At 64.8% G+C, this 26598-nt stretch carries 27 protein-coding genes and 1 pseudogene; 10 read left to right on the top strand and 18 right to left on the bottom strand.

The genetic code is table 11. The features are described from left to right. Positions 1–99 precede the first annotated feature (99 nt). The 5 genes from CIK77_RS02850 to nrdI form a co-directional block, all read right to left on the bottom strand. Positions 100–870: a helix-turn-helix domain-containing protein gene (locus tag CIK77_RS02850; RefSeq protein ID WP_170934102.1), complete on the bottom strand. Its 771-nt coding sequence runs from the start codon at positions 868–870 to the stop codon at positions 100–102. A gap of 79 nt (positions 871–949) precedes the next feature. Continuing rightward, positions 950–1525, bottom strand: coding sequence for an NADPH-dependent FMN reductase (locus CIK77_RS02845; protein ID WP_087054584.1), 576 nt, complete (start codon positions 1523–1525; stop codon positions 950–952). Positions 1526–1573: 48 nt separating this feature from the next. Beyond that, positions 1574–2599: a class 1b ribonucleoside-diphosphate reductase subunit beta gene (gene nrdF, locus CIK77_RS02840; protein ID WP_087054585.1), complete on the bottom strand. Its 1026-nt coding sequence runs from the start codon at positions 2597–2599 to the stop codon at positions 1574–1576. A gap of 32 nt (positions 2600–2631) precedes the next feature. Then, positions 2632–4788, bottom strand: coding sequence for a class 1b ribonucleoside-diphosphate reductase subunit alpha (gene nrdE / locus CIK77_RS02835; RefSeq protein WP_087054586.1), 2157 nt, complete (start codon positions 4786–4788; stop codon positions 2632–2634). Beyond that, on the bottom strand, positions 4785–5288 hold the full coding sequence (gene nrdI, locus CIK77_RS02830) for a class Ib ribonucleoside-diphosphate reductase assembly flavoprotein NrdI (protein ID WP_087054587.1): 504 nt from the start codon (positions 5286–5288) through the stop codon (positions 4785–4787). Before nrdI ends, nrdE begins: the two co-directional genes overlap by 4 nt. Positions 5289–5773: 485 nt before the next feature. On the opposite strand from nrdI, the gene CIK77_RS02820 reads away from it, so the two are divergent. From CIK77_RS02820 to CIK77_RS02805, 4 genes are read left to right on the top strand one after another with little or no spacing between them, the layout of a single operon-like run. Next, positions 5774–6715 carry a metal ABC transporter substrate-binding protein gene (locus CIK77_RS02820; RefSeq protein ID WP_087054588.1) on the top strand — a complete coding sequence of 314 codons (942 nt, stop codon included), beginning with the start codon at positions 5774–5776 and terminating at the stop codon, positions 6713–6715. Next, positions 6715–7455 carry a metal ABC transporter ATP-binding protein gene (locus tag CIK77_RS02815; protein ID WP_087054589.1) on the top strand — a complete coding sequence of 247 codons (741 nt, stop codon included), beginning with the start codon at positions 6715–6717 and terminating at the stop codon, positions 7453–7455. Before CIK77_RS02820 ends, CIK77_RS02815 begins: the two co-directional genes overlap by 1 nt. Continuing rightward, on the top strand, positions 7452–8327 hold the full coding sequence (locus CIK77_RS02810; RefSeq protein ID WP_087054590.1) for a metal ABC transporter permease: 876 nt from the start codon (positions 7452–7454) through the stop codon (positions 8325–8327). Before CIK77_RS02815 ends, CIK77_RS02810 begins: the two co-directional genes overlap by 4 nt. An 11-nt stretch (positions 8328–8338) precedes the next feature. After that, entirely contained in the window at positions 8339–9031 is a 693-nt protein-coding gene (locus CIK77_RS02805) for a metal-dependent transcriptional regulator (RefSeq protein ID WP_087054591.1), read from the top strand. A 5-nt stretch (positions 9032–9036) separates the two neighbouring features. Here the strand turns inward: CIK77_RS02805 and CIK77_RS02800 are convergent, their stop codons facing one another. The 3 genes from CIK77_RS02800 to CIK77_RS02790 form a co-directional block, all read right to left on the bottom strand. After that, the gene (locus CIK77_RS02800) at positions 9037–9717 is read right to left on the bottom strand and encodes a metal-dependent transcriptional regulator (RefSeq protein WP_087054592.1); all 681 of its coding nucleotides are present in this window, start codon (positions 9715–9717) and stop codon (positions 9037–9039) included. 102 nt (positions 9718–9819) lie between these two features. Next, on the bottom strand, positions 9820–10884 hold the full coding sequence (locus CIK77_RS02795; protein WP_087054593.1) for a DNA-methyltransferase: 1065 nt from the start codon (positions 10882–10884) through the stop codon (positions 9820–9822). Positions 10885–11142: 258 nt separating this feature from the next. Then, positions 11143–11469 carry a hypothetical protein gene (locus CIK77_RS02790; protein ID WP_327078608.1) on the bottom strand — a complete coding sequence of 109 codons (327 nt, stop codon included), beginning with the start codon at positions 11467–11469 and terminating at the stop codon, positions 11143–11145. A 188-nt stretch (positions 11470–11657) separates the two neighbouring features. Between CIK77_RS02790 and CIK77_RS02785 the strand changes: the two genes are divergently transcribed. The 3 genes from CIK77_RS02785 (at position 11658) to CIK77_RS02775 (ending at position 14115) form a co-directional block, all read left to right on the top strand. Next, positions 11658–11963, top strand: coding sequence for an IS110 family transposase (locus CIK77_RS02785; protein WP_212647470.1), 306 nt, complete (start codon positions 11658–11660; stop codon positions 11961–11963). Positions 11964–12023: 60 nt separating this feature from the next. Next, positions 12024–13286, top strand: a complete 1263-nt coding sequence (locus CIK77_RS02780; protein WP_087053862.1) for an IS256 family transposase — start codon at positions 12024–12026, stop codon at positions 13284–13286. 187 nt (positions 13287–13473) lie between these two features. Continuing rightward, positions 13474–14115, top strand: a complete 642-nt coding sequence (locus CIK77_RS02775) for a transposase (RefSeq protein ID WP_249268613.1) — start codon at positions 13474–13476, stop codon at positions 14113–14115. A gap of 20 nt (positions 14116–14135) precedes the next feature. On the opposite strand, the pseudogene CIK77_RS02770 reads toward CIK77_RS02775, so the two are convergent. Further along, positions 14136–14432, bottom strand: a pseudogene (locus tag CIK77_RS02770) (transposase); the annotation flags it as partial. Between the two features lie 581 nt (positions 14433–15013). On the opposite strand from CIK77_RS02770, the gene CIK77_RS02760 reads away from it, so the two are divergent. The 3 genes from CIK77_RS02760 to CIK77_RS02750 are packed head-to-tail and all read left to right on the top strand — an operon-like array spanning position 15014 to position 17004. Next, positions 15014–15625 (top strand): TetR/AcrR family transcriptional regulator, encoded by a 612-nt coding sequence (locus tag CIK77_RS02760; RefSeq protein WP_087055259.1) that lies wholly within the window; start codon positions 15014–15016, stop codon positions 15623–15625. Between the two features lie 37 nt (positions 15626–15662). Further along, positions 15663–16238, top strand: coding sequence for a hypothetical protein (locus CIK77_RS02755; protein ID WP_087055260.1), 576 nt, complete (start codon positions 15663–15665; stop codon positions 16236–16238). Positions 16239–16251: 13 nt separating this feature from the next. Beyond that, entirely contained in the window at positions 16252–17004 is a 753-nt protein-coding gene (locus CIK77_RS02750) for a VOC family protein (protein ID WP_087055261.1), read from the top strand. A gap of 312 nt (positions 17005–17316) precedes the next feature. On the opposite strand, the gene CIK77_RS02745 is transcribed toward CIK77_RS02750, so the two are convergent. The 9 genes from CIK77_RS02745 to CIK77_RS02710 form a co-directional block, all read right to left on the bottom strand. Then, complete coding sequence (locus CIK77_RS02745; RefSeq protein ID WP_029153853.1) at positions 17317–19038, bottom strand: copper resistance protein CopC; 1722 nt, start codon at positions 19036–19038, stop codon at positions 17317–17319. Further along, positions 19035–19772 (bottom strand): YcnI family copper-binding membrane protein, encoded by a 738-nt coding sequence (locus CIK77_RS02740; protein WP_084644363.1) that lies wholly within the window; start codon positions 19770–19772, stop codon positions 19035–19037. Before CIK77_RS02740 ends, CIK77_RS02745 begins: the two co-directional genes overlap by 4 nt. Before the next feature lie 64 nt (positions 19773–19836). Continuing rightward, a complete protein-coding gene (locus CIK77_RS02735; RefSeq protein ID WP_051216734.1) occupies positions 19837–20427 on the bottom strand; it encodes a DUF5134 domain-containing protein in 591 nt (196 codons plus the stop codon). A gap of 119 nt (positions 20428–20546) precedes the next feature. Continuing rightward, complete coding sequence (locus CIK77_RS17560) at positions 20547–20720, bottom strand: hypothetical protein (protein ID WP_157560608.1); 174 nt, start codon at positions 20718–20720, stop codon at positions 20547–20549. Positions 20721–20746: 26 nt separating this feature from the next. Beyond that, complete coding sequence (locus CIK77_RS02730; RefSeq protein ID WP_086990901.1) at positions 20747–23002, bottom strand: heavy metal translocating P-type ATPase; 2256 nt, start codon at positions 23000–23002, stop codon at positions 20747–20749. Continuing rightward, on the bottom strand, positions 22999–24987 hold the full coding sequence (locus CIK77_RS02725; RefSeq protein ID WP_181861389.1) for a cytochrome c oxidase assembly protein: 1989 nt from the start codon (positions 24985–24987) through the stop codon (positions 22999–23001). The genes CIK77_RS02730 and CIK77_RS02725 overlap by 4 nt, the downstream gene beginning before the upstream one ends. Positions 24988–25057: 70 nt before the next feature. Further along, positions 25058–25285 (bottom strand): heavy-metal-associated domain-containing protein, encoded by a 228-nt coding sequence (locus CIK77_RS02720; RefSeq protein WP_086990903.1) that lies wholly within the window; start codon positions 25283–25285, stop codon positions 25058–25060. A 77-nt stretch (positions 25286–25362) separates the two neighbouring features. Continuing rightward, entirely contained in the window at positions 25363–26169 is an 807-nt protein-coding gene (locus CIK77_RS02715) for a M56 family metallopeptidase (protein WP_029153849.1), read from the bottom strand. Between the two features lie 4 nt (positions 26170–26173). Beyond that, complete coding sequence (locus CIK77_RS02710) at positions 26174–26557, bottom strand: BlaI/MecI/CopY family transcriptional regulator (protein WP_029153848.1); 384 nt, start codon at positions 26555–26557, stop codon at positions 26174–26176. Positions 26558–26598: the final 41 nt, after the last annotated feature.

The following is a 26598-nucleotide window of genomic DNA, read 5'->3' as shown; positions in this document are numbered from 1 at the left end:
GTGGTGGCTACTTCCCTCGCAGGTTCGCGCGCACGATGGCGTGGTCGGCGTACTTGTGAGGCAGGACACAGTTGGCGGCCACTGGTATCGAGCAGTCGTCTATGGTCGAGAGATTTGCCGATACTGCTGCGGGGACAGACCGTGTACCTGACGGAAGGCGCGTGAGGCGTGGCTGGGGTCGGTCCATCCGACGCGACGTGCGATGGTTTCGACGGTGTCGCTGCTTGAGCGTAGAAGGTCGGCCATGCGTCGTGAACGTTCGTTGCGAAGGAACGCTGCTGGGCTTGTGCCGACGTGGCGGGTGAAGAGTCGGGCGAGTTGCGATCGAGAGATCGCGGCCTCGTCGGCGAGAACATCCATGGTCCACGCGCGGCCAAGATCGTTCATGAGCAACGCCATTGCGTGGCGCACCGAGGGGTGTTCGGGCGAGTGCTCGGGGACGGGTCGCGTGAGGATATCGAGCAGGTCCACTGCCAGACTCAAGCGGCGAAGTGTCGGCAAATGGTGCCGTTCACCGTCGATCAACCGTTGCAGGGAAGCATTCACGTGCGGGAACACTGTGGAAGGCACGTCGAGCACGGTCGGGTCTGACCGGTGACTATCTGAAAGCACAAGAGGAGCAGGAGCGCTGGACTGAGTGATCCAGCGCTCCTGCTCCTCAAGGAATGCCGTGTCGATGTATGCGGTGGTGGTGATGACTAGACCGGCGGGTTCTCCCGCATACCAGCGGCCTGGAGGGAGCAGCACGACCTGCCCTGCGGCAAGATCGACTTCACCGGTCTCGTGACTGAGCGTCGTGGTGCCCGAGTTCACAATCATCACCTTGGTCGCGTCGACAGCAACCCGACCCGTCGAGGCGGAGTGGAGCACGCGCTTTACCGTCAGTGGAAAGGGATTAACACGCGCGCCCAGAGCCTGCGCTCGTGCTTCCGGGGATGCAGGCATCGCATCAACGCACCGAGTTCTGACCTTCGATGATTCGAGCGAAGCGGAGGATGTAGTCCCGGAGGAACTGCACGGTCGATTCCTGCGAGATGTTCCCATCCTCACCGAAAAGGGTGGGTGATTGGGAAAGAAAGACCTCGGGCTGTCCGGGGGTGGGCATGTCGAAGTATGAGAGTGCGAGCCGGAGGTTCTTCTGCGAGCTGTACCCGCCCATGCGGCCAACGGAGTGGCTGATGATCCCTGCGGGCAGGTTCTTCCAGGCGACATCGCTGTTGGGTTTGGAGCCGATGTCGATGGCGTTTTTCAGGCAGGCGGGGATGGTGCGGTTGTTCTCTGGTGTGACGAACAACACGCCGTCGGAGGCTTTGATGATCTCGCGGAACTGGGTGTATTCCGGCGGGGTGGGTTTGTCGGTGATGTCGGGATCGTCGTAGTCGAAGTCGTAGAGAGGAAGGTCGCGGATCTCAACGATGCGTGCGTCGTAGTCTTCGGGAAAGTAGCCGATGGCGTTGTGGGCGATCTTGCGTGCGTAGGAGCCGCGGCGCAGACTGCCGACAAGGACGGAGACGTTCTTACTCAAGGGGTGATTCTCTTTCTCTGGGGTGGATGTTGTGGGAGTGACGGTCGGTTAGAAGTCCCAGTCGTCGTCGCTGGTGTCGACGGCTTTGCCGATGATGTAGGAGGACCCGGATCCGGAGAAGAAGTCGTGGTTCTCGTCTGCTCCGGGGGCGAGGGCGGCGAGGATTTCGGGGTTGACTTCGGTCTCTTCTGGAGTGAAGCGGGCAGGGTAGCCGAGGTTCATGAGGGCTTTGTTCGCGTTGTATCGGACGAAGACGGCGACGTCGTCCATGAGGCCGAGCGGTTCGTAGAGCTCACCGGAGTACGCCAGTTCGAGTTCGTAGAGCTCGTCGAGGAGCGCATAGGTGAACTCGCGCATGTGTTCCTGCTCGGCTGCGGTGTGGGTTTCGAGGCCGCGCTGGTATTTGTAGCCGGAGTAGTAACCGTGTACGGCCTTGTCGCGGAGGATGAGCCGGATCATGTCGGCGGTGTTGGTGAGGGTTGCGTGGACGGAGAAGTGCAGCGGCAGGTAGAACCCGGCGTAGAGCAGCAGCGAGGACAGCAGCGTGGAGGAGACCTTCCGTTTGAGCGGGTCATCCCCGTAGTAGTGCGCGAGCACCTTCTTGCACCGTTCCTGGAGCAGGTCGTTGGCGACGGCCCACCGGTACGCGTCGTCGATCTCTGGGGTCGAGGTGAGCGTGGAGAAGACGGAGGAGTAGGAGCGGGCGTGCACGGACTGCATGAACGCGATGTTCGTGTAGACGGCCTCTTCGTGTTCGGTGCGGGCGTCTTGGATCTGGCAGATCTCGCCGACGGTGGCTTGTACGGTGTCGAGCATGGTGAGCCCGGTGAACACGCGCATGGTCAGCGTGCGTTCCTCCTGGGAGAGTTTTTGCCAGGCGGGGAGGTCGTTGGAGAGGGGCACTTTCTCGGGGAGCCAGAAGTTCGCGGTGAGGCGGTTCCATACCTCGAGGTCTTTGTCGTCTCCGACGCGGTTCCAGTTGATGGGCCGCAGGCGGGCTGCCGGGTCGTGCCGATAGCCCGGCGGAGTGACGGAGATCTCGGTGATGGGGCGGGTGATATCGGTGAGGGTCATGGGTGTTCCTTCGGGAAGATCGGATTCTGGGGTTACAGCGCGCAGGAGACGCAGCCTTCAATCTCGGTGCCTTCGAGTGCGGGCTGGCGCAGGCGGATGTAATAGAGGGTCTTGATCCCGGCACGCCAGGCGTGGATCTGGGCTTTGTTGATGTCGCGGGTGGTCGCGGTGTCGCGGAAGAACAGCGTGAGAGACAAACCCTGGTCGACGTGGCGGGTGGCGGCGGCGTAGGTGTCGATGATCTTCTCGTAGCCGATCTCGTACGCGTCCTCGAAGAACTCGAGGTTGTCGTCGGTCATGTGCGGGGCCGGGTAATAGACGCGGCCGAGCTTGCCTTCTTTGCGGATCTCGATCTTCGCCGCGATCGGATGGATCGACGCGGTCGAGTTGTTCACGTACGAGATCGATCCAGTCGGCGGGATCGCCTGCAGGTAGGCGTTGTAAATGCCGTGCTGCCGCACGGATTCCCGAAGTTGCGCCCAGCCGTCGCGGGTGGGGATCGCGACGCCTGCCTCGGCGAAGAGGGCGCGGACACGTTCGGTGGCGGGCCGCCACTCGCGCTCGGTGTACTTATCGAAGTGCGAGCCGTCGGCGTAGGTGGAGGTCTCGAACCCGGTGAAGGTCGTGCCGCGTTCGATGGCGATCCGGTTGGAGGCGCGCAGGGCGTGGTAGGTGACGGTGAGGAAGTAGATGTCGGTGAAGTCGATGCCCTCCTCGCTGCCGTAGCGGATGCGTTGCGAGGCGAGGAACCCGTGCAGGTTCATCTGACCGAGACCGATCGCGTGCGACGCGTCGTTCCCGGCTGCGATCGAGGGGACCGCGTCGATGTCGGTCTGATCCGACACACTCGTCAGCGCCCGCACTGCGGTCTCGACGGTCGCGCCGAAGTCCGGTGAGGCGAAGGCCTGGGCGATGTTGAGGGAGCCGAGGTTGCAGGAGATGTCCCGGCCGACCTGCTCGTAGCCGATCGCCGCGTCATAGGTGGAGGGCGTGTTGACCTGGAGGATCTCGCTGCACAGGTTCGACATGTTGATGTGCCCCTGCAGCGGGTTGGCGCGGTTGACGGTGTCCTCGAACAGCACGTAGGGGTATCCGGATTCGAACTGCAGCTCGGCGAGGGTCTTGAAGAACTCCCGTGCGCTGATCGTGGTCTTCCGCACCCGCGGGTTCGCGACCAACTCGTCGTAGTGGTCGTTCACGGACAGGTCCGACAGCGGTTTCCCGTACTCGCGCTCGACGTCGTAGGGGCTGAACAAGTGCATGTCCCGGTTCTCCTTCGCGAGCTGGAAGGTGACATCGGGGATCACGACGCCGAGCGAGAGCGTCTTGATGCGGATCTTCTCGTCCGCGTTCTCCCGCTTCGTGTCCAAGAACCGCAGGATGTCCGGGTGATGCGCGTGCAGATACACTGCGCCCGCACCCTGCCGGGCCCCGAGCTGGTTGGCGTAGCTGAAGGAGTCTTCGAGGATCTTCATCACCGGGACGACGCCGGAGGCCTGGTTCTCGATCTGCTTGATCGGTGCTCCGGTCTCGCGCAGGTTCGTCAGCAGCAGCGCGACTCCGCCCCCGCGCTTGGAGAGCTGCAACGCAGAGTTAACGCTGCGTCCGATGGACTCGAGGTTGTCCTCCAGGCGGAGCAAGAAGCAGGAGACGAGCTCGCCGCGCTGCGCCTTGCCCGCGTTCAGGAATGTCGGGGTCGCAGGTTGGAACCTGCCCGAGAGCATCTCGTCCACAAGCCGGGTCGCGAGGGCTTCGTCGCCCTGTCCGAGGAAGAGCGCGGTAGCGACGACGCGCTCCTCAAAACCTTCCAGGTACGTGGTGCCGTCGAACGTCTTCAGGGCGTAGGAAGTGAAGAACTTGAACGCGCCGAGGAAGGTCTGGAAACGGTGCCCGGCCCCGCGAGCCCGCTCATGCAGGTCGGTGAGGAACTCCGGGGCGTACGCGTCGAGGAACGCCCGCTCGTAGTAGGCGTTCGCGACCAGCCACTCCAGGCGCTCGGCCACGCTCGGGAAGGTTCTCGTGTTCGGGATGACGTGCTGGCGCAGGTACTCGTCGGCGGCTTCCTTGTCCTTGTGGAACTGGATCGACCCGCCCGGGGCGAACAGGTTCAGTTGCGCGTTGAGGGCGTGGTAGTCCTTCCGCGCACCGATCCCGGTGCTTGCCCGAGCCGCTGGGGAGATGATGGTCATGCGGTCTTCCTCTCAATGGATGTCAGATTGTCGGAGGCCTGGTCCCAGAAGCGGGTCAGGCCGATGTTCACGTGTTCGATGTCGCGCTGGGTGCCGAGCAGCTCGAAGCGGTACAGCTCCGGAACCTGGCATTTGGCAGAGACGACAGGGCCGGCGAGGCAGTAGTGCTCGCCGAAGTTCGTGTTCCCCGCCGTGATCACCCCCCGGATCAGTGCCCGGTTCGCGGGGTCGTTGAGGAACGAGATCACCTGCTTCGGCACCGCCCCGGCACGTTCCCCGCCGCCGTACGTGGGGACCACGAGCACGAAGGGCCGCGCGACCCGGATCAGCCCCTCCACTCGTGGCCGCAGCGGGATACGGACCGCGGGCTGGTCGAGCCGGTCGACGAAGCGGCGGGTGTTCTCCGACACGCTTGAGAAGAACACGAGATCAGGCGACTGGGCGGCGGCGAGTTCGCGCACTGAGGGCGCTGCGCGCCGGGACTCAGGTGGGGGTGGCATAGCGATCCTCCTCGCTCTCTCTGGCTGTGACGCGCCACGCCACCAACCACTACATGTTGTGCCTCACCGATGTTTGGAGCGGCGTATCTAGGAATAACATCGATGTGGTTCACTTGTCTACGCCACGCCGCTGTTTGTAACTACGGCTTGCCGAACACTATGCTGTGGGGCATGAGACGAACACCCACGGACGAGCGCAGCGAGGGTGTGTGGCTGGAAGCCATCACGTTGTTCCAATCCGTGCGAGACGCTGACCATGACGCTGCGGCTCACCTGTTGCGAACGTCTTCCGACCCCGAGGCGGTGACGCTGAACCTGCTACGCATGCTCAGCGTCTACTTGCGCGGAGAAGCTCCCGACAAGCTCGACCACTTCATCGCCGCGTCCCATCGTGCTGGCCCGCCCCCAAAGCCTCGCCCTCCGCTTCCACCACTCACGTGAACTTCCACCCGCGCCTCGTCACCCGCTCAGCTAAGGAACTATCCATGCCACGTACCACCCGCCTCTTCTCCCGCCGTGCCCTGTCGCTGCTGGCAGCGTCCGTGCTCGCGTTCTCTCTTGCTGGATGCGCAACATCCGGCGAGAACGATGCGGGAGCAGACGATGAGCGTCCCGTGGTGCTGACGACGTTCACGGTTCTCGCGGACATTGCCGAAAACGTCGCGGGTGACCATCTGAGGGTGGAGTCGATCACGAAGGCCGGGGCCGAGATCCACGGCTACGAGCCCACACCCGGCGACATCCGCAGAGCGTCGGAGGCTGACCTGATTCTCGACAACGGAATGAACCTGGAGGCGTGGTTCGCACAGTTCGTCGAAGGGCTGGATGTGCCTCACGTCGTCGTCAGCGAAGGAGTCGAGACGATCGACATCACCGAGGACGCCTACGCGGGGATGCCGAACCCACACGCATGGATGAGCCCATTGAACGTGCAGATCTACGTCGACAACATGGTCGACGCCTTCAGCGACCTCGACCCCCAGAATGCAACCGAATACCAGGCCAATGGTGAGGCGTACAAGGCCGAGCTGCAGACGGTGCAGGACGAGCTGGTCGACGAGCTGTCGGTCCTGCCGGAGAATCAGCGAGCGTTGGTCACCTGCGAGGGTGCGTTCTCCTACCTTGCCAGGGATGCCGGGCTGACCGAGAAATACATCTGGGCGGTCAACGCCGAACAGCAGGCCACCCCGCAGCAGATCGCCTCGGCGATCGAGTTCGTCCGCGACGACGCCGTGCCCGCGGTGTTCTGTGAGTCCACCGTGTCCGATGCCGCGATGCAGCAGGTCGTGGAAGCCACCGATGCTGATTTCGGTGGTGTGCTGTATGTCGATTCTCTGTCCGAAGCGGAGGGCCCTGTCCCGACCTATCTGGATCTGATCCGCCACGACGCGACCACCATCATCGACGCGCTAACGGCACGGAACTGATGACGGTCGCGATCTCGGTGCGCGACGTCACCGTCCACTATGGTGAGGTCCTCGCTCTCGACCGTGCCACCCTCGACATCCAGGCCGGGCGGGTATGCGGGCTCGTGGGGATGAACGGGTCGGGTAAGTCCACCCTGTTCAAGACGGTCATGGGTCTGCTGCGCCCTGATTCCGGCACGGTGCGCGTGAACGGCGAGAACCCGGGCAAAGCGCGCAAGTCAGGGGTCGTGGGTTACGTGCCGCAGAGCGAGGTCGTCGACTGGGCATTCCCGCTCTCTGTGCGCGATGTCGTCATGACCGGCCGCTACGGGCACATGGGGTTTACCCGCCACGCGAAGAGAGCCGACCATGAGGCTGTAGATCATGCGCTGGAACGGGTGGAGCTGACCGAGTACGCGAACCGGCAGATCGGGCAGCTCTCCGGCGGTCAAAAAAAGCGCGCGTTCGTCGCGAGAGGCATCGCTCAGGGGGCGACGATCCTGCTGCTGGATGAGCCGTTCGCCGGCGTCGATAAGCGCTCCGAGGCTACGATTACCCGGCTGCTGCGGGAACTCGCCGACGATGGGGCCACGATCCTCGTCTCCACTCATGACCTTCATGCGCTGCCCGGCCTCGCCGACGAGGCGATCCTATTGATGCGACGCGTGCTCATGCACGGGGACCCGGACGAAGTGCTCCAGCCCGACAACCTTGCCCTGGCCTTCGGCCTGGACGTCCTGAACCGAGGCACCACCTCATGAACCTGACCGACTTCTTCCTCGAACCCCTCAGCTACGACTTCATGGTCCGCGCCCTCGCAACCACCCTGATTGCCTCGATCGTGTGCGCGGTGCTGTCTTGCTGGCTTGTCCTGATCGGCTGGTCGCTCATGGGCGACGCCGTCTCCCACGCCGTCCTCCCCGGCGTGGTTCTCGCCTACATCGCCGGCGTCCCCTTCGCGCTCGGAGCAGTGGTCTTCGGCTTTCTTGCTGTCGCGCTCATCGGAGCGGTGAGAGACACCAGCCGTGTCAAAGAAGACGCCGCGATCGGGATCGTGTTCACCACACTGTTCGCTCTAGGGCTCGTGCTGATCTCGGTCACGCCGTCGCAGACCGACCTGAACCACATTATCTTCGGCAACCTGCTGGGCGTCTCCTGGGCCGATCTCACCCAGATCATCATCCTCGGTGCGATCACCTTCACGATTCTCGTCACCAAACGCCGCGACTTCACTCTCTACGCCTTCGACTCCACCCACGCCCACGCCATCGGACTGAACCCGAAAATCCTCGGCGCCGTCCTCCTCGGACTCCTCGCCCTGACCGCCGTCGTCGCCCTGCAAGCGGTCGGCGTTGTCCTCGTCGTCGCGATGCTCATTATCCCGGGAGCTACCGCCTACCTGCTCACCGACAGGTTCGGACGCATGCTCGTCATCGCCCCCGCGATCTCCGCAGGCTGCGCCGTTATCGGCCTGTACTTGAGCTACTACCTCGACACTGCGTCCGGCGGCATGGTCGTCCTCGCTCAGGGAGCCGTCTTCGCGCTCGTCTACCTCTTCAGCCCCCAGCACGGTCTCATCGGGACCCGGATTATGAGCACACGCCGCAGACGCGCACTCGCTTCCGCACAGTAAGGGCATCACGCATGCGCCGCAAGAGCGACAAGTCAGGGACCAGAGCACGCTATCTTCGTGCCATCTGGTCACTGACCGAGAACAGTGACGCTCCAGTCACGGTCACCGGCCTAGCCGGTGCGCTGCGATTCGTACCAGGGAGCGTCTCCGAACAGGTAAAGCGACTCGCCGAGGACGGTCTCGTCAACCACGAACGGTACAAGAGCATTTCGCTCACTCCTACGGGACGACTCGAATCGATGCGGGCAGTGCGGACGAACCGGATACTGCGGTGCTTCCTCCACGACGTCCTCGACCTGCCCTGGAGCGAACTCGCCGCCAATGCCGACGCATTGGAAGCCAGCAGCTCACCCCGCTTCCTCCAACGAATCGAAGCCTCCCTCGACCAGCCCACCCACGACCCCTACGGGCAACCCATCCCCACGCCAGACGGCCGCATCGAGACTCCCACCGATATCCCCCTGCGGGAACTCGCACGCCCGCGATGGGCTCCAGTGAAGATCACACGCATCGCGGACGCGCCACTTGAAACACTGGTATTCCTCGACGAGCGACACCTTCGCCCCGGCACACGGTTAGACATCCAGGCCTGCACAGCGGAAGTCAACATCATCGAGGTCCGCACGGCGCAATGGCATGGCACGTTGCTCCCTGCCGGAACAGGCGTGCTCCATGCATCACTCCACGACGAAGCTACGGGGTGACCGCATCAACTGGCGACGACAGACACATAGAGTGCGTCTGTCGCCGAACGCCCCAGTGCTACCGAGGTGTCCGATCCCGTAACTCGCGCATCCAGTGCGTCCGAGAACGGGGCACCTTCGCCGATCTCCAGCGTTGATCCGATCACGAAACCGTGCTCATCGAAGAACTGCAGGAGCGCCGGATCCGAGTCCGAGATGCGCTCGACCACGACTCGGTGCCCCGCGCCGACTTCGGATAGCTGTGTCGCGTCCGGGATATGCACCGTCCCATCGGCTGATGGGATCGGGTCACCATGAGGGTCGCGGGTGGGGAACTCCAAGAACTCGTCGATCCGGTCAATCATGAAGTCGGACACCGCATGTTCAAGGTGCTCCGCCTCGTCATGCACCTGATCCCACGAGTACCCCAAGACACTGACGAGGAACGACTCAATCAGCCGGTGCCGACGTACCATCGCCAGCGCGTACGAGCGCCCCGTCTCCGTCAACTCCACCGAACCATAAGGCGCATGCTCGACAAGACCCTGCGTAGAGAGCTTACGGACAGCATCCGAGACCGAAGAGAGCTTCAACCCTGTTCGCTCCGCGAGGAGCGTCGGCGTCACCGGCACCGACGACCACTCCGTCAGACCCCACACGGCCTTCAAATAGTTCTGGGTGCTCGCGGACAACTCAGAGACGGACATGAACTCAGCATAGCGCCGAACATGCAACTACGTCATGGCTATGCTCAAAAGTACGGCGTCGAGGCGGCGCGCTCATCGACAGGCGTTCCCCGGCCACAGGAGCTACTGGTCCAGCCTCGACTGGACCAGTGGAACGTATGACGCATCCTTCTCGAAGCACAGCACGCGATAGCCATCGCTGACCGCTGCTTCCACCGTCGTCCCCGATCCAGCGAATGGCTCCAGCACCACTCCGTGCGGCGGGGTCACCAACGTGACGAGCCAGCGCATCAACGCCAACGGTTTCACGGTTGTGTGCGATACCCCGAACGCGCGGGGTCGTTCCGCTGTGGAGGGCTTGTGGTCGAAGCGGAAGATCGGGAACTTCCGCGACAGTGACTCGCCCTGCCACGTCCCCGTCAACACATCCAACGCATCCGCCTGACCCGGATCGAACGCGACGTTCGTCGGCCACCGGCCGTCAGCGAACCTCGCCCCGTCGATGTTGATCCCACCGACGCCGTGCTCGAGGATGTTGCGGACGACGTTTCCTTCGGGTGGCTTGCGGGCGATGATGATCGGCTCGAATGCCGGCCGCAGTGCCGTGCCCCATCCATCCCACTGCTGCGCGTCCTCGGTGACCGGGGTGCCTTTGGACAGGACCGTGCGGGTCGCGCCGAGCACCCCGTCATGATCAGTGGTCTGCACGATCCGATCAGCACGATGCACGCCGTGATGCTTGTCGATCGCGTGCGAGAGGTCCATCGATTTGGGCATCCCGGTGGTGTGCAGCCATGCAATCTGGTCGCGGATCTCGAACCCTGCGTTCTCGATCCCGCGCACCATCCGGTGCCAGGTGCGTGCACCACCGAACGCTGCAACATACGCCCCCGGCTTCAACGCATGCAATGCTCCCGCAGCCCACGCCGTGCACCACGTCTCGAACAACTCCGGCGCACTCATCGCACCCGTGTCGAGGTGCGGGAGGGATTCCCTGAACCCGGACGCGTCATCCCAGGCCTGTCCGTTGAAGCTCAACCCGTACGGCGGGTCAGTGACCAGAGCGTCGATGCTCGCCTCGGGCAGGAGCGGGAGGAGCTCGACCGCGTCACCGAGATAGAGCGTTGCCCGCTCATCAGCGAAGACGGGCTTCGGAAGTTCGGTCAGCGGCGGGGTGGGGTTGGACATGATCGTGGCTCCCTGCTGTTCGGGGCCTGTCCGCGCTCGTGTGCGACGAACAGGGCTACCCAGCAGGTACGGGCCAATCCGACTACGACGAGCCGACACAGCCCCAGCGTCGACGCCACGTCAGAGTCAGTCGCAGCGCGCCGAGTCCGTGATCAGCGAGGTGCCTGTGCCTCGCTGATTCCCAGCGCCAGATTTTCTCCCACACACGATCGGCAATCAACGATTGAAGGCCCCCGGAGATGCATTTCGAAACGCCGTTTATTGGGGTACGGAGCCTATGGCCTCTTTCGGTTTCTCCCAGGTGAGCAAGTATCGGTAGTAGAGCCCACGACGGAGCTTTCGTCCAGGAAGGACTTTCCTGCTCACATGTCGGATTACCGCGAGGTTCTCGCGTGGTTCCGTGGTGGGGACTCCAACGTCGGCCGTCTCCCGGTGGAGGAGCGATCCGATCCTCACGAATAGAAGGGCAGCGGCCGAGAGGATCCAGTCGGACGGGGTGTGGTTCGCTGCGAGACCGACGACCATCAGGTGCCCTCCGGGGCGAAGCAGTGCTGCGGCTTGCTCGAGCGTGGGCTGGAGTTCCATGTGGTGGAGTGTCGCGACAAGGGCGATCATGTCGAACCGTGCGGCACCGGGTTCGAAGGAGGCAAAGCTGGTGCGTTGCAGCGAAATGCTCTCAGTGTCGTGCAGTCGGGTGTGTGACTCATTACAGATGTGACTCTTCGCGACCCTACGAGCCGGCGCCTGTCCGCATTCACTACTTGGAGGTTCTCGTGGTCCTTGTTGCCGAACAGTTCGAGCACGTCGTCGGCATCGACACGCATGCTCGCACGCACACCTACTGCCTTATCCATGCGCGCACTGGCGCACTCATCGATACCGCGACGTTCCCGACGTCAGCGGCCGGCAACGCCCGCGCAGTCAGTTGGATCGCTCGACGCGCCCACGGCACGAGCGTCCTCGCCGGTGTTGAGGGCACCTCATCCTACGGCGCAAGCATCACGGCCGTGCTGACCGAGACCGGGATCGAGGTTGCCGAAGTCCGACCTGCATCAGAGGGTGTTTCATTGACTGTGTAAGGGTCCGGTCTCAAACCGAGGTGTGACCTGCGGGTTTCACCTCTGAAAAGGACCGAACGAATGACCGAAATAGCTGATGCCCAGAACCCCCTTGCCGGGGTGTTGAGCGCCGACCAGATCGACGCGCTGGTGACCGCCGCAGAGGACCTCGGCCAGGGCCGCCACGGGGTCGAGGAACTGCTCTCACAGATGACCAAGGCGGTGCTGGAACGGGCCATGGAGACCGAGCTCAGCGACCACCTCGGATACGAGGCAGGTGACCCCGCTGGCCACGGGACCGGCAACTCCCGCAACGGCAAGAACACCAAGTCCGTGCAGACCCTCCAGGGCCCCGTGCAGCTCACCGTCCCGCGGGACCGCAACGGCTCCTTCGAGCCGGTGATCGTCCCGAAACGGGCCCGCCGGCTGGGCAAGGTCGAGGACATGATCCTCTCGCTCTACGCCCGCGGGATGACCACGAGGGACATCGGCTCACACCTGGAGGAGATCTACGGGTCCAAGGTCTCCGCCGCCACGATCTCCAGGGTCACCGACGTGGTCGCCGACGAGGTCGCCCAATGGCAGTCCCGGCCCCTGGAATCGGTATATCCGATCGTCTACATCGACGCGATCTGGCTCAAAATCAGGGACGGTGGGGTCGTGGCCAACCGGGCCTGCCACGTGGCCGTAGGCGTGGACCTGGAAGGCCGCAAGCAGGTGTTGGGCCTGTGGCTGGGCGCCACGGAGGGGGCGAAGTTCTGGGCCAATGTCCTGACCGAGATCCGCAACCGCGGGGTGCGGGACATTCTGATCCTGTGTTGCGACGGGCTCACCGGGCTGCCGGCCGCGGTCAACAGCGTCTACCCCGAAACCGTGGTCCAGACCTGCGTGGTGCACCTGTTGCGATCAGCGATGAAATACGCCTCCTACTCCGACCGCAAGACCATGGCCAAGGACATGAAACCGATCTACACGGCGGCCACCGTGCAGGCCGCCGAGATGGCGATGGAGGCCTTCGCCGAGGTCTGGCAGGCGAAGGCGCCGGGGGCGGTGTTGGCGTGGCGGAACGCGTGGGAGGACTTCACTCCGTTCCTGGCGTTCACCCCGGAGATCCGCAAGGTCATCTACACCACGAACCAGATCGAATCGATCAACTACCAGCTGCGGAAGATCACCAAGACCAGAGGCTCCTTCCCCTCGAACGAGGCGGCGATCAAGCTGGTCTACCTGGGTATCCGGAACATCGAGACCACCCGTGGTGGTGAGCTCGGCACCGGCACCCAAGGATGGCATCAGGCGTTGAATGCGTTCGCCGTGCAATTCCCCAACCGACTCCCGCTCTGACCACCTGGCAGAGGGGCTAACCGACCGGACCCTTACACAGAAAACTTGACACCCCCCTGCATCACGCGCATCGCATGCTCATACCGGAAAGTCTGACGCAATCGATGCTGAAGCCGCTGCTCGATCGCTACTTGGTCGCGACGTCGACAAGCTTGCGCAACCACGCCAGCCCGGTGACCGCGCGGCCTTGCGAGTCCTGCTCACCGCACGGTCGCTGATCGACCAGCAGCGCACCGCTAACCGCAATGCTCTCAATGCTCTCGCCCGCAGCGTCGACCTCGGCCTCGACGCACGCAAGCCCCTCACCGATGCCCAGATCAAGACCATCGCAGCATGGCGCATCCCTCGTGATGCAGAACCGGTGCGGGTGCTACGGGCCGAGGCCAAGCGTCTCGCCGCAACGATTCTGGAGCAAAGCGCCGCGCTCAACGTGAATCACAAACAACTCGCTGACCTTACCGAGCGCCTCGCCCCGGGACTTCAGGAACTGCCCGGAGTCGGCCCCGTCACCGGAGCCATACTCGTCACGGCATACTCACACCACGGACGCATCCGCTCAGAAGCCGCCTTCGCGGCGCTAGGCGGCATTGCACCGTTGCCCGCATCTTCGGGGAACAGCACCCGGCACCGCCTCTCGCGCTCAGGAGACCGACAACTCAATCGCGCTGTTGATGTCATCGTTCGAACTCGCATGAGCTACGACACCACCACTCGCACGTATGTTGCCCGGCGCCGTGCCGAAGGACGCACCGCACGCGAGGTCCGACGCTGCCTCAAGCGCTACGTCGTCAGAGCACTCTTCCGCGAGCTCCAGACCCGCATGACTTGACATCAGGCATAGAAGCGTCATTTTGGGGGCAGGATATGCGCCTGAGACAGATACGCCGCAGCCCGCCGGAGCACCTCATTCTCCATCTCCAGCTCCCGGATCCGCCGCAGCGCCGCCGTCATCTCGCGACGCTCGTCCGGATCGGTCGACGGGATCATCCCATGTGAGCGGAACCGGTCATCGCGAACCCATGTCTGCAGCGCGGTCTTCGAGATCCCGAGGTCCCTGCACACCTTCTTCTGCGACGAGCCCGCAGCGACCATCGCCACCGCGTCCCGCTTGAACTCATCGGAATAGATCTTCGGCACGATTGCCATCCTTCCAGCACGACCCCCAGCCGGGAATCATGCGGTCATGGACTCAACCGAACCTTCAGCAGACCCCAACGATCGGGTATAACGGCGAGTTGCCGGGGGTTCCGTGGCAGAGAAAAGCTCCTTGAAAAACGATCCTGCGCTCGGGAGCCAACGGAGTTGGTCGAGGGCAAACTGCGGGTCGACGTACACAGCAATCGTCCCAACGAAGGCGAGTGGCGATCCGATGTAAACGCGCTCTGCGGGAAGAAGCGCGATGTCCTCTTGAAGCATCGACGGTGAACCTGCGTCGTACGTGATCTTCGTGCTGCCTCCTACGACGTAGACGAGCTTCATCCGCGCGGAGCGGGTGGGGCCGACCGCGCTCACGGCTTGTGCACGGAGCGCACTGACAGGCCCAGCATCGACACGGACGCGCTCGGATGATAATCCGGGCGATGAGGCCGCGTGCTGTCCTTCCGGGCGAGCTCCCGCCGTAAGAGAAGACCCGATTTCACGCGGCATGAGTCTCCTCCCTCCTGAGTGGCCGGAGCGGGCTGCATACCTCTGCTCATACCGGTACCGTATCGTGATACGGTACCGGTATGAGCAGAGCAGGTTCAGGTCGCATAAGGCGCGCCGGCGGTGCGCGGCGCGCCGTGGTTCTCGGGCAGGTGGTGGAGGTGTTGGCGGATCGTGGATTCGCGGGCACGCGGTTCATCGACGTGGCGGAAGCGTCGGGGGTTGCCGTCAGCACGCTTCAGGGCTACTTCGGTTCGCGTGAGGACATGCTGATCGAGGCGCTGGCAGGTGCCACCTCTGGCGAAGTGGCGGCTCTGCATGAGCTCGCCGCAAGGTTCGATGACCCGTGGCAGAAGATGGTCGCGCTGGTCGATCGAGGGCTTTCCACGAGCGTCGCGACGTGGCGGATGCTGATGGAGTTCTGGACCGCCGCCGCGCATGACTCCGAACTGCATAAACATGCCGCCGCTCTTGCCGAGCAGTATCGGGAGCCCTTCACCGATGCGGTGCGTCGAGGCGTCGACGGCGGCTCGTTCACGCCGCGATTCGAGACTTCGGTGATCGTCGACGTGGTCGTAGCAACGATGGACGGACTGCTCTACCCAGTCGTGCTCGGGTACCGTGGATCAGACGACATGGACTACCGCGACGTCGTGCTCGCGCAGCTCGCCTTCGTCCTGGGGGCCGACGCATGACGCTGCGGGTGTCGAGTTGTCCTCGCCGGGCGGGCGCATGATCCTCACCGAGCGCATCGCCCATGCGGTTGCAGCGGGCAAGGTCACCGTGGCCTACCGGCGCTGGAAGCAGCCGCGGGTGAAGCCCGGTACGGAATTCCGCACCGTCGCAGGACTCGTGCGAGTCGAGACGATCAAGCCCGTTGCACCCGCCGGACTCAGTGACGCCGACGCACGCCAGGCCGGTTACGCCACGCTGGACGACCTGACAGCCACCTTCCGCAGCCGCGACCACGATCCGGTCTTCCGCATCGGACTCTCCTGGGTCGCGGCAGACGTACGAGACGAGCTCGCCGCCCATCCGAACCTCACTGCTGAAGACATCACGGGCATCGACGCACTCCTTGACCGACTCGACGCTCGAACTCCTTGGGCACGCACCACTCTTGCGTGCATCCAACTTAAGCCCGGCATCACCGCGGGCGCGCTCACCGACGGCCTGACGGTCGGAAAGGAATCGCTCAAAAGACGTATCCGCACTCTCAAAGAACACGGCCTGACCCGCAGCCTGCGGGTCGGCTACGAACTATCCGAACGCGGCCACGCCTACCTGCGCGCCACCGACCAACAGTAGAAAGAAGCAGCACATGACCAACATCGGACCCGGCACTCCCGCGCTCATCGACCTCCAAACACCCGACGAGGATGCCTCCGTCCAGTTCTACAGCGCGCTGTTCGGCTGGACGATCGACGCACAGAACCCCAGCGGCTACCGCTACGCCCGCACCGACAAAGGAGCGATCATCGCCGGCATCCGCGCGGCCTACGGTGAGGCCACGCCAGCATGGACGCTCTACCTCGCCGCCGACGACATCGCAGAAACCGCACAGGGCGCGACCGTGCAGGGCGGGAGCATCCTGCACGGACCGGTCAACGTGCCGGGACAGGGAGGCGTCCTCATCGTCGCCGAACCGACCGGAGCCATCACCGGGTTCTCGCAGCCCGAGCCCGGCTACGAGTTTGCATCCCATACGCCCGGCACGTTCGCGTGGGCCGAGCTGCTGACTGCGGACGGCAAGGCGGATGACTTCTACTCGGCTCTCACCGGAGCGAGCGTGACCCAGCTTGGTGATGGCGAGCACTACGACTACACGATCTGGACTCCGGCCGGACAGCAGGTTCCCGTTGTAGGGCGACTCCGCACCGATGCTCCCGCAGGCTGGCGCGTCTACTTCGCCGTCGATCCCGACGTCGGCACAGACAAGGTCGTCGAGATCGCCGCCGCCCTCGGCGCTTCGACGCTCACCGAGCCGAACGACATCCCCGCCGGCCGAATCGCCATACTCGCTGACCCCACCGGCGCCGAGTTCGCGCTCCTGACTCCAACACCACGGAAGTGAATCCGCAGCAGATTCGATGATCTCCCAAGGCGGCGTTGCGCGCCTCGCGGCGAGACAACCTCCTGGCGGGCCCCGCCAACCGGTGACGGCTACGAGCTCAACTACCGCCGCAAATGGCGATCGCTCACTGTCAACACCCCTGCGCGCTACTACGCGAAGAAAGGAACGCCGTAGGGGCGCAAAGGTCGCAACGTCCGAATTATCGGTGTGTGCGAGACATAGTCTTGCCGCGGTGGCGCACAAGGGTGCGGCGTCGAACCGATCCGCGCATACATCGCCCCTGACGGCGACGGCTACCCCAGCGCACCGAAGCTAATTGATGGTGATGGGTATCGTGACGATCGGCTGCGCGAAGGTGGATACGCGGGCGAGCACTTGTATCTCCCATTCTCCGGTGACGGGCATGTCTAGATCCGCGGAGTATTGACCGGTTGCTGGGTCGAGTTCAGCTGTGGTCTGGAACGGCCCGAGATCGTGCTCGGCCTGGTGGGTGCGAATGGTCACTTCGTCGGGCGTGACTGGTTCGGCGTCGTATTCGAGTGTGAAGGTGATCCTGTTCTCGCCGGCCACCGCTGGTTCGAGCTCGCCCCGCAGCGATAGCCCCTGGGCATCCGCGTCGATAGTGACGGTCTGAGCGGTGGCGGCCGTGTTCTCGGTTGGCGTGTCGTGGTGTTCGTGTGTGGGGCTGAGATTGGTGAGGAAGCCGGTCAGGAGCAGAATGGCAATGAGGAGTGCGGCTTCGTAGCTGAGGGTTCGGGTCAGCGTCTGCCATTGCATGCGTGCGGTCGGTCGTGACGCGATGCGTGGGAGGAGTCGGGTTCTGTTGTAGGCGGCGATCGCGATGACGGGGATGATGATCCCGATCTTGAGCAGGAGGGTGAGCCCGTAGCTGGTCGTGACGAGAGCGTCGAGGCTTCCGACGATCATGATGCCCATGAGAGTTCCGCTGACTGCGAGGATAAAGACGCTCCAGACCGCGCCGCGGGAGAACCTCTGCACGACCTTCGCGGCGAGAGTCGGTGCGGTACGTGCCTCTTGGGTACTGGTCACGCGGGTGGCGGCGAGGAATAGGAGGAGGCCGAGGACTCCTCCTGTCCAGAAGGAGCCGGCGAGAAGGTGTCCGAGGTCGGCGGCGATGATCAGTGCTCGCGGTTCCATCAGTTGGGTGTGTCCGGCGAGCACGGGCGCAGCCAGCGCGAGGAGCGGCGGCAGCACGGCGAGCAGGCGCATCCCCCTGCGCTCCTGCTGACGCATCGATAGTACGGCGGCTCCGGCGAGTCCTGCGCATACGATGATGGCCGCAGCGACCGGTGCCCAGAGGACACCCGACCACCATGCAGTCGGATCGATCACCGCGGTCAGTGGGTTTCCGGTCACGTTGAGCGCTGACGTGGGTATGAGCAGCAGCGAGGCGGTTCCCGCTCCGATGCCGGTCAGTCGCAGGATGTTCCTGGACCAGTATTCAGGTGGTGCTGTGCTGCGCAGCACCAGTCGCTCGAACAGGATCAGGCCGGCGAAGACCAGGAGCGAGAGGTATTGCAGTGCCGTCAGGGCGCTGACGGCGAACTGGGTGTCTGGAGGTGTCGCGGTTTCCACGATGGGAGCCGTCGCGCTGTCCGCCTGGCCGTCTCCGATGGTGAAGGTGATCGCGCCGGAGATGGGGTGCCCGTCTGCTGAGACGACGCGGTAGCTCAGCGCGTAGCCCGCATCCGCTAGGTCGGCGGGGAGCGCGGCGATGACGCTGGTGTTGGTGACGTGCGCGTCGAGGGTGAGGGGGTTGTCATCGCCGGGAAACAGGCGGATGCTGCCGTCGATGAGCTGTACGGGCTCGTTGAACGTCAGCACCGCCTCAGCGGGAGCCTCATCGAGCACGGCACCGTTCTCCGGTGTCGTGGACAGCAACTCGGCATGCGCGGACGCTGCCTGCGCTCCCGTCAGCGTCAGCAGTCCTCCTAGGAGGAGGGCTGCCAGCGCACGGAGGACCAGGGCGGAACCCTGTCGCGGTGCGTGTTTCCCGGCGATGAGAGTGCTCACGCCTTCTTGCGTCCCCTCAGCAGCGCGATGACAGCGACGATGAGGCCGATACTGCCGACGGCGAGCGAGGTTACAACGAGCGGCGTCTGATCTGCAGGAGCCGCCGCGGATGCCGAATCCTCGTCGTGCGCATCGACGGTGGCGTCAGTGTTGTCACCGTGCCCGTGCGATCCTGCGTCACTGGCTGCGACGACGTCGACGCTGGGGGCTGGCGCGTCCAGATCGTGGCCGTCCTGGCCTTCTTCCGGGATCTGCACCCAGGCGGTCTCGCCCTGCTCGCAGGTCTGCACAGTCGGGAAGTACAGGGCGGTGTCGGCGGCGTCCTCGGGGATCTGCAGCGAGAGTTCGAACGCGTCTCGCTGCCCATCGGGGAGCGGCGTCGCCGCCGTGTAGACGACCTGCGCGACGCGTTCGGTGACCTCGTTGCCGTGGCTGTCAGTGATCGGGGTGTCGAGGTCTTCCATCACCTTCTCGACGGTGTACAGGCTGTTGCGGGTGGGTGTGACGGCGTTGATGCCCTCGGGGATCTGGATCGCCACCTCCGTCGTCGCAGCCCCATCGCATCCATGTGGCACGCTGAACGTGAGGATCGAGTACGAGCCCGCCTCCACCGGGCCTTCCGCGATACTGACGTGTGCGTTCGCAGCGACGGCACCGCCCAGAACCAGTGCGGCAGTAGCCGCGAGGGCTCCGGTTCCGATCAGAAGGGGCCTCTTGGTGCGTCGTGTGTTCATGGTGTCTCTCTTTCTTGTTGGCCCGCCGGCAGGAGCGGCGGATTGATGGTGGTGTTGAGGGTTTTTAGCCGGTGATCATCGGCCAGCACATCGCTGCCATGCCGAAGCTCATGAGAGTCCCGGAAGCGACGTCGCCGGTGTGTCCGAGCCAGGTCGTGCGACCGCGCAGGCAGCGGATGAGCTCGACGAGAAAAAGGACGCCGGATGTCGTCAGCGCCGCGGTGATGGCAACCCCTGTCAGGGCGGCCCACGGCTCGAGTCCGCCATGGTGGTGGGCATGCATCGTGGCGTCGGTTCCGGAAGGCATCGCGAGGATCATCCAGACCATCGCGAGCATCATGCCCGCGTGTGCCACCTGATGCCACGCGCTGTGTCCGCCCACGGCAGCCCGGGTGATGCGACGCCGCGTCTGGAGGAGCACGATCGCACCGAACCAGGCCGTGCCGGCCGAGAAGAAGAGCGTCTGCGGGAGTGGCGGCAGTACGGTCCACCACGGCCAGCACATGGCGATCATCACGAGGCTCATCACCAGGTGCAGAGCGTTGCCCACGATGAGCAGCGGCTTGCGGTCTGTGAAGAGTCGCAGTGTTGCGTAGGCGGCGGTCGCGGAGAAGGCGAGTGTCAGCGTCCATTGGAGCACCGGGTCAGACAGCATGCCACACACCTTATCTCTACAACATGTAGTAGCTACATTAGCGGGGTGGCGATCGCGAGGTCAAAGCGCCTGCGCACAGCGTCTCCCCGGGTGAGCCGGCTCGGGCTCCCGCGAGGGCGCTACCGCCTGCGCAGGCGTTCGACGCCTTTGCGCACCCGAAAGGCAACGGAGTCCCATTCGTCGCGCAGGGTGGGATCTGAGAGCTGTGGGGGCCGTGGCGGTGTGGTGAGGGCGATCCAGAGCACGAGGAGGTAGAGCGTCGCGGCAAGGGACAGCGGCAGGAAGAACTCCATCGGGGTATCTGTCTTCTGGCTTTCTCCTACCGGGTGCTGCGCACGCGCTGGATGCGGAGGCTGTTGTAGACGACGAGGACGGAGGACAGGGACATCGCGGCGGCGGCGATGAGGGGGTTCAGGAACCCGGCAGCAGCGATCGGGATCGCGGCGATGTTGTATCCGAAGGCCCAGCCGAGGTTGGTGCGGATGGTGCGGAGGGTCTTGCGGGAGATCGCGATCGCATCCGGGATGACGTGGAGGTCGTCGCGGACGAGGATGATGTCCGCGGCTTTGAGGGCGATGTCGGTGCCGGACACGAGCGCGAGCCCGAGGTCCGCGGTGGCGAGGGCGATGGCGTCGTTGATGCCGTCGCCGACCATCGCGACCTTTTCTCCGGCTGCTTGGAGTTCGCGGACGACGTCTGCTTTCTGGGCAGGGGCGACGCCGGCGTGGACGCGTTCGATGCCGAGTTCGGCCGCGATGCGAGCACCGGCAGCGGGGCTGTCGCCGGTGAGGAGCACGGTGGTGAGGTTCTGGGCGTGCAGCGCTGTGATGGCGTCCGCGGCGCCGGGCTTGATGGTGTCGGCGAGGGCAAGGAGCCCGATCAGCTGCCCGTCGCGAGCGACGAGAGCGACGGTGTGCCCGTGCTCGTGGGCGTCCGCGAGCGCTGCGGCCGCCGGGGTGAGGTCAATGCCGTGCTCGCGGAGCAGGTCGGCGTTCCCGACGAGGAGGGTGCTCCCTGTGATGCGGGCGGTAGCACCGAGGCCGGGGAGGGCGGTGAAGTCCTCCAACGGGTGAAGGTCGGTGACGTGGGCGCGGGCGGCGTCCTGGATGGCGTGCGCGATCGCATGCTCGGAACCCTGCTCCACAGAGGCTGCGAGACGCCACAGTTCGTGATCGGCGATTCCGAAGGGGGTCGCGGTTTCGACGGTCATGCGTCCGGTGGTGAGGGTTCCGGTCTTGTCGAGGACGACGGTGGTGATGGTGCCGGAGGCTTCGAGGGCGTCGTGGCCTTTGATGAGGATGCCGAGGGTCGCGGCCCGTCCGATCCCGACCATGAGTGCGGTCGGCGTTGCGAGCCCGAGTGCGCAGGGGCAGGCGATGATGAGGACGCTGATCCCGATGCCGAACGCCTGCGCGAACGGGGTGCCGGTGAATGTCCAGGCGACGGTGACGATGATCGCGAGGGTGATGACGGCGGGGACGAACCAGGTGACGATGCGGTCGACGAGGTTCTGCACTCGCGCTTTGCGGGCCTGGGCCTGCTCGGTGAGGGCGGCCATCTGCGCGAGCTGGGTGTTGGCGCCGACCGAGGTCGTGGTCACCTCCAGGCGACCGTCGGTGCTGATCGTCCCGCCGGTCACCGCGGCTCCGGGGCCGACGGGCACGGGGACGGGTTCCCCGGTCATCATGCTCGCATCCACCGCGGCCGTGCCCGCGTGGACGATGCCATCGGCGGGGATCGTCTCACCCGGAAGGACGACGAAGGTGTCGCCGACGCGGAGTGCGGTTGCGGGTTCGATCGTCTCGACGCCGTCGCTAACGACCCGGACGTGAGTGGCGGCGAGGGCGTTCAGAGCGCCGAGGACATCGCCGGCTTTGCGGCGGGAACGGGTCTCGAAGTACCGGCCGGCGAGTTGAAAGGTCGTCATTCCGGCGGCGACGTCCAGATAGATGGAGTCGGCGCCTGCGGGGGTGACGCCGAAGCCGAGCCAGTAGCTGGCGGCTTCGGTGGTGCCGAACCCGAGCAGCAGGGTGAGGATCGCCCATCCGAAGGAGGCGGCGATGCCGAGGGAGACGAGGGTGTCCATGCTGACTGCGCCGTGGCGCAGGTTGCGGAGCGTGGCCCGGTGGAATGGCCACGCGGCCCAGGTCACGATCGGCAGGGCCATCAGCACGCATACCCATTCCCAGCAGGGGAACCGCCACCCGGGGACGAGGGCGAGAACGATAGTGATGTCCATCAGCGGGACAGTGAGCAGCGCGGACACAGCCAGGCGACGCCGGAGGGAGGAGATCCGTACCTCGGTGGCGCGCGTCGACCAGGTGTCGTCGCTGCCCTCGCGTAGGTGCGCACCGTATCCGGCGTTCTCGACCTGACGGATCGCCGTGGGCACCTCGCTGTCGGGAAGGCCGGTGATGATGGCGCGTTCGGTGGCGTAGTTGACGCTCGCCGTCACACCATCGAGCTTGCCCAGTGCGCGCTCGACGCGTCCCGCGCAGGCGGCGCAGGTCATCCCGGAGATGTCGAGCTCTACCGGGGTGAGATCCACCGGTGTGGTGGTGTCCGTGGTCGTCATGAGTGGGTGTCCTCTCGGACGGTCGGTCGGGGGCCGGGTCGGGTGGCGTCGCGGTCGGCGAGGCGCTGGAGCATCTGGTTGTAGGCGTCGTACTCGTCGTCGCGGCCGGTGTCGAGGTGCCGGTCCTTACGGCGGGCATCTGTGGCGTCTTGCCGGCTCCACCGGATGGCGAGTGCGACGATGACGATCATCAGCGGGATCTCCCCGCCCGCCCACGCGACGCCGCCGCCAAGGTATTGCTGGGCCTGCAGGTCGGCCCAGGGCAGATCGAGGTAGCGGTAGAAGGTCTCGGCGATGATCACATGGCTGGTCATCAGGATCACGCCGAAGAACGCATGGAACGGCATCGCCGCCAGCACATACCCGAGCTTGCCGATATGCGGGAGAGGCCGTGGGGGCCGGTCGACGCCGATGATGAGACTGTAGTAGAGGTAGCCGACGATGAGGAAGTGCAGGTTCATGAGCTGGTGCGCCCAGTGGAACCGCATGTAGTCGCCGAAGATGCCCGTGAGATACAGGCCGTAGTAGGAGCCGACGAAGACCACGAACACGATCAGCGGGTTGTAGAGGAACTGCAGCACCCGCCAGTGCAGCACCCACGTGATCCAGTCGTGCAAGCCCGCCGGTTTCGTCCGGTCCGAGCGGGATGCCCGTAGCAGCAGTGTGACGACGCCTCCGAGGACGAGAAGCCCCGGGGCGAGCATGTTCAGCGACATATGCACGATCATGTGCACCCCGAAATCCGGGGCCGAGTACTTCCCGAACCCAGAGCTCGTGGCGACGACCACAACCGTCCACCCGCCGATCCACGCGGCCGTCCGCCCGAGAGGCCACCGATCACCCCGGCGGTGCAACGTGCGCACAGCGACCAGGTAGACGATGATCGCCGCCGCGGCGATACCCAGGAACAGCAGGTTCGGACGCCACTGCCCGAACAACACACCGAGCGTCGGAGCGTCAGGGACCTCGAATCCCATGAAGACCTGCTCGATGCTCGTCGGCACGAAGTACTGCGGCGGCGGCTGCCTCGTCATCGCCACACCGACCCCGGTCCACCCCGCCACCGCCACGGCCGCCAGGGAGAGGAGCCCGGTGATGTGCCCGGCCCGCAGCTTTCCTCGCCGGGCGAGGATCGCGGCGACGACAAACACCACCGTGATGACGACCAGGCAGGCGAAGCCAGCGAGAATCAGCCACCCGGTCAGCGAGGCGGCGATATCGCCACCAGCGAGCTTGAACACGGCGATGATCACATCGGAGACGACGATGACGGGAAGCGCGACGACCCCGATCCGGAACAGTCGCCGCAAAGTCAGCGGCGAGACAAGCCGCCCGGAGACCACGCGCATGACGGCGACCAGTGCCGCCCCGAAGAACGCGTTCACAGCGATGGTCTGGAAGATCGCCGCGTCACTGCCGAAGTCATGATCGGGGCCCACGAGCACTTGCCCAGACACGACAGGGGCGAGCACCGCGATTCCGGTCGCCCACAACGGGATCATCAGGCCCGTCCACCGTTCCGAGAAGAACGAGACGAAGAAAACGATCAACGCCGCCAGGAAACTGATCGTCCACGCCTTCGGCGCATAGCTCGCCTCCCACAGGAACGGCAACGCGCTGGGCGTCGCCAGGCGCGCCAACGGAGTGCCATTGGAATCAAGAGCCTCGAAGACCACCAGCGCACCTGCGCACACGGCCCATGCCCCCGAAGCGATGCGCAGCACCGTGATCTCGAAACCCTCCGAGAGATAGCGCGCCGTGCGGGCAGGCGCATCCCTCAGGAACAACAGATGCACCAGCGCACCACTGGTCACCAAGGTGGCGAGCTGCGCGCCGGAGAGCAGACTGGTGGTGATCACAGCCACATCGACGCCCGGATATCCGACATGTAGAAGGTCATACGGTGCTTCGCCGAGCATGACCGCCACGACAATCGGGAAGGCGATGAGCGCGAGGGCGGCTCCGCCGATTAGAAGCGCGGCCACCGCAGTCAAGGGTTTACGCACTCGAGGATCCGGCATGGGCGCGGACGCTGCAGTGGTGGCCGCGATGGTGTCAGACATCCACCACTGCGGGCCAGGACCGCACCGTGTAGCCGGCATCATCGACAGCCGACTCCACCACAATCAGATCAAGGGGCCTCTCGTGGGCGAGAAGAACGCGACCGGAAGCGGCATCCACCTGGACATCGACGACACCCGAGAGCGCGGAAAGCTCGGCCGTAACAGCGCGCTCGCAGTGCTCGCAGGTCATCCCGTTCACCCAGAACTCGAACTCGGCCATGACTACTCCTCCTGACACCCAACCACTCCGATAACTCTACATCGTGTCGTAGACAAGGGTGGCCGGTGCCGGCGAGGTCAGGCGCGTGCGAGGGCTGCGGCGCGCTGGCTCCGCGGCTTCTTCCAGCGGCGGAGGGTGAGCCGGTCTGCGCGAAGCTCAAGGCCGGGATCGGCCGTGTTATGCCCCATCGTCGCGAGGGCGTTGGCGAGGTGGACGGCACCGGCGCGACGAGCGGCTGCATCGTCCGCGATGAGTTCGATCAACAGGAGAGTGGCCCGCTTGAGCGCTCGCCCGGCCGGGAACCGCTTGGGCAAGCAGAGCGCGTTGATCTCAGCAATTCGCACCGCCCACCCGTGATGCTGACGCAGATGAGCACGCTCATGCTCGATCACGGCACGAAGCTGCGGGTCGCTCAACAGCTCCTTGAGCGCGGTAGAGAGGAAGATCTCTGGCTCCCCAGAAGGCACCGCACACGCCACCGGCTCCTCGGAATCGAACCACACGAGGGTGACACCATGCGAGTGCTCGCGGGAGACTGCCACCGGGGCGAAGCGTCCGACCGCCTCCCGCCACGAGTCGGCGAGCGGCTCCGCGGACGCGGAGACAAGAGCGATCACCGCGGCCAGCACACCCAGGCTCAACCAGCCAACGAGCGTCAGCACCAGCGCTTCACCTGAACTCGCAGGATTCACCCCGCCGACGGCACCCAGCAGTGCAATAGCGGCGGAGGTCACCGCGAATCCGATTCCAGCGAAGAAAGCGCAGAACCACAGCGTCAGAGCGGTCCGTGGGCGGCGCACCTGCCACCGGCCCGCCGTCAACATGAGAGGCGAGAACAGCAGAATGAGCACCGCTGCGGCGAGGAAGGAGCCGGTGGCGATCAACGGCTCACCTGCGCTTGCGGGAAGTCTTGCCGGTGATCGCGCCGCGGAGCAGATCGAGGTCCTCCTCGGCGAGGTTCCCGGCGAACTGCAATAGAGCAGCCTGCCGGTCTCCGGCTCCATCGAGGGCGGTCATCATCGACCGGCCGACATGCTCGTCCCCGCTTCGCGCCGCACGGAAGCGAACCTTCCGCGGAGAGTCGCCGGAGCGGACGACATCGCCCTTCTTCTGCAAACGCTCCAGCGCCGTCATCAACGTCGTATACGCAGGAACGTGACCCGTGAACACCGCCTGAATATCACGGGCGCTCAACGGCTCGGACGCCTCCCAGAGGATGCGCATGACGGTGCCCTCGAGTTCCCCTCGTTCACGCGTGCGCTCACCCGCCATCTGCCACCTCCACTCTGCATGTCAATCGATCATCAAATCTA

This window comes from Microbacterium sp. JB110 (genome assembly GCF_003335195.1).
Taxonomy (GTDB): Bacteria; Actinomycetota; Actinomycetes; order Actinomycetales; family Microbacteriaceae; genus Microbacterium.
Note: the sequence above shows the minus strand (reverse complement) of the source record. Positions and strands in the feature narration are given on the sequence as shown.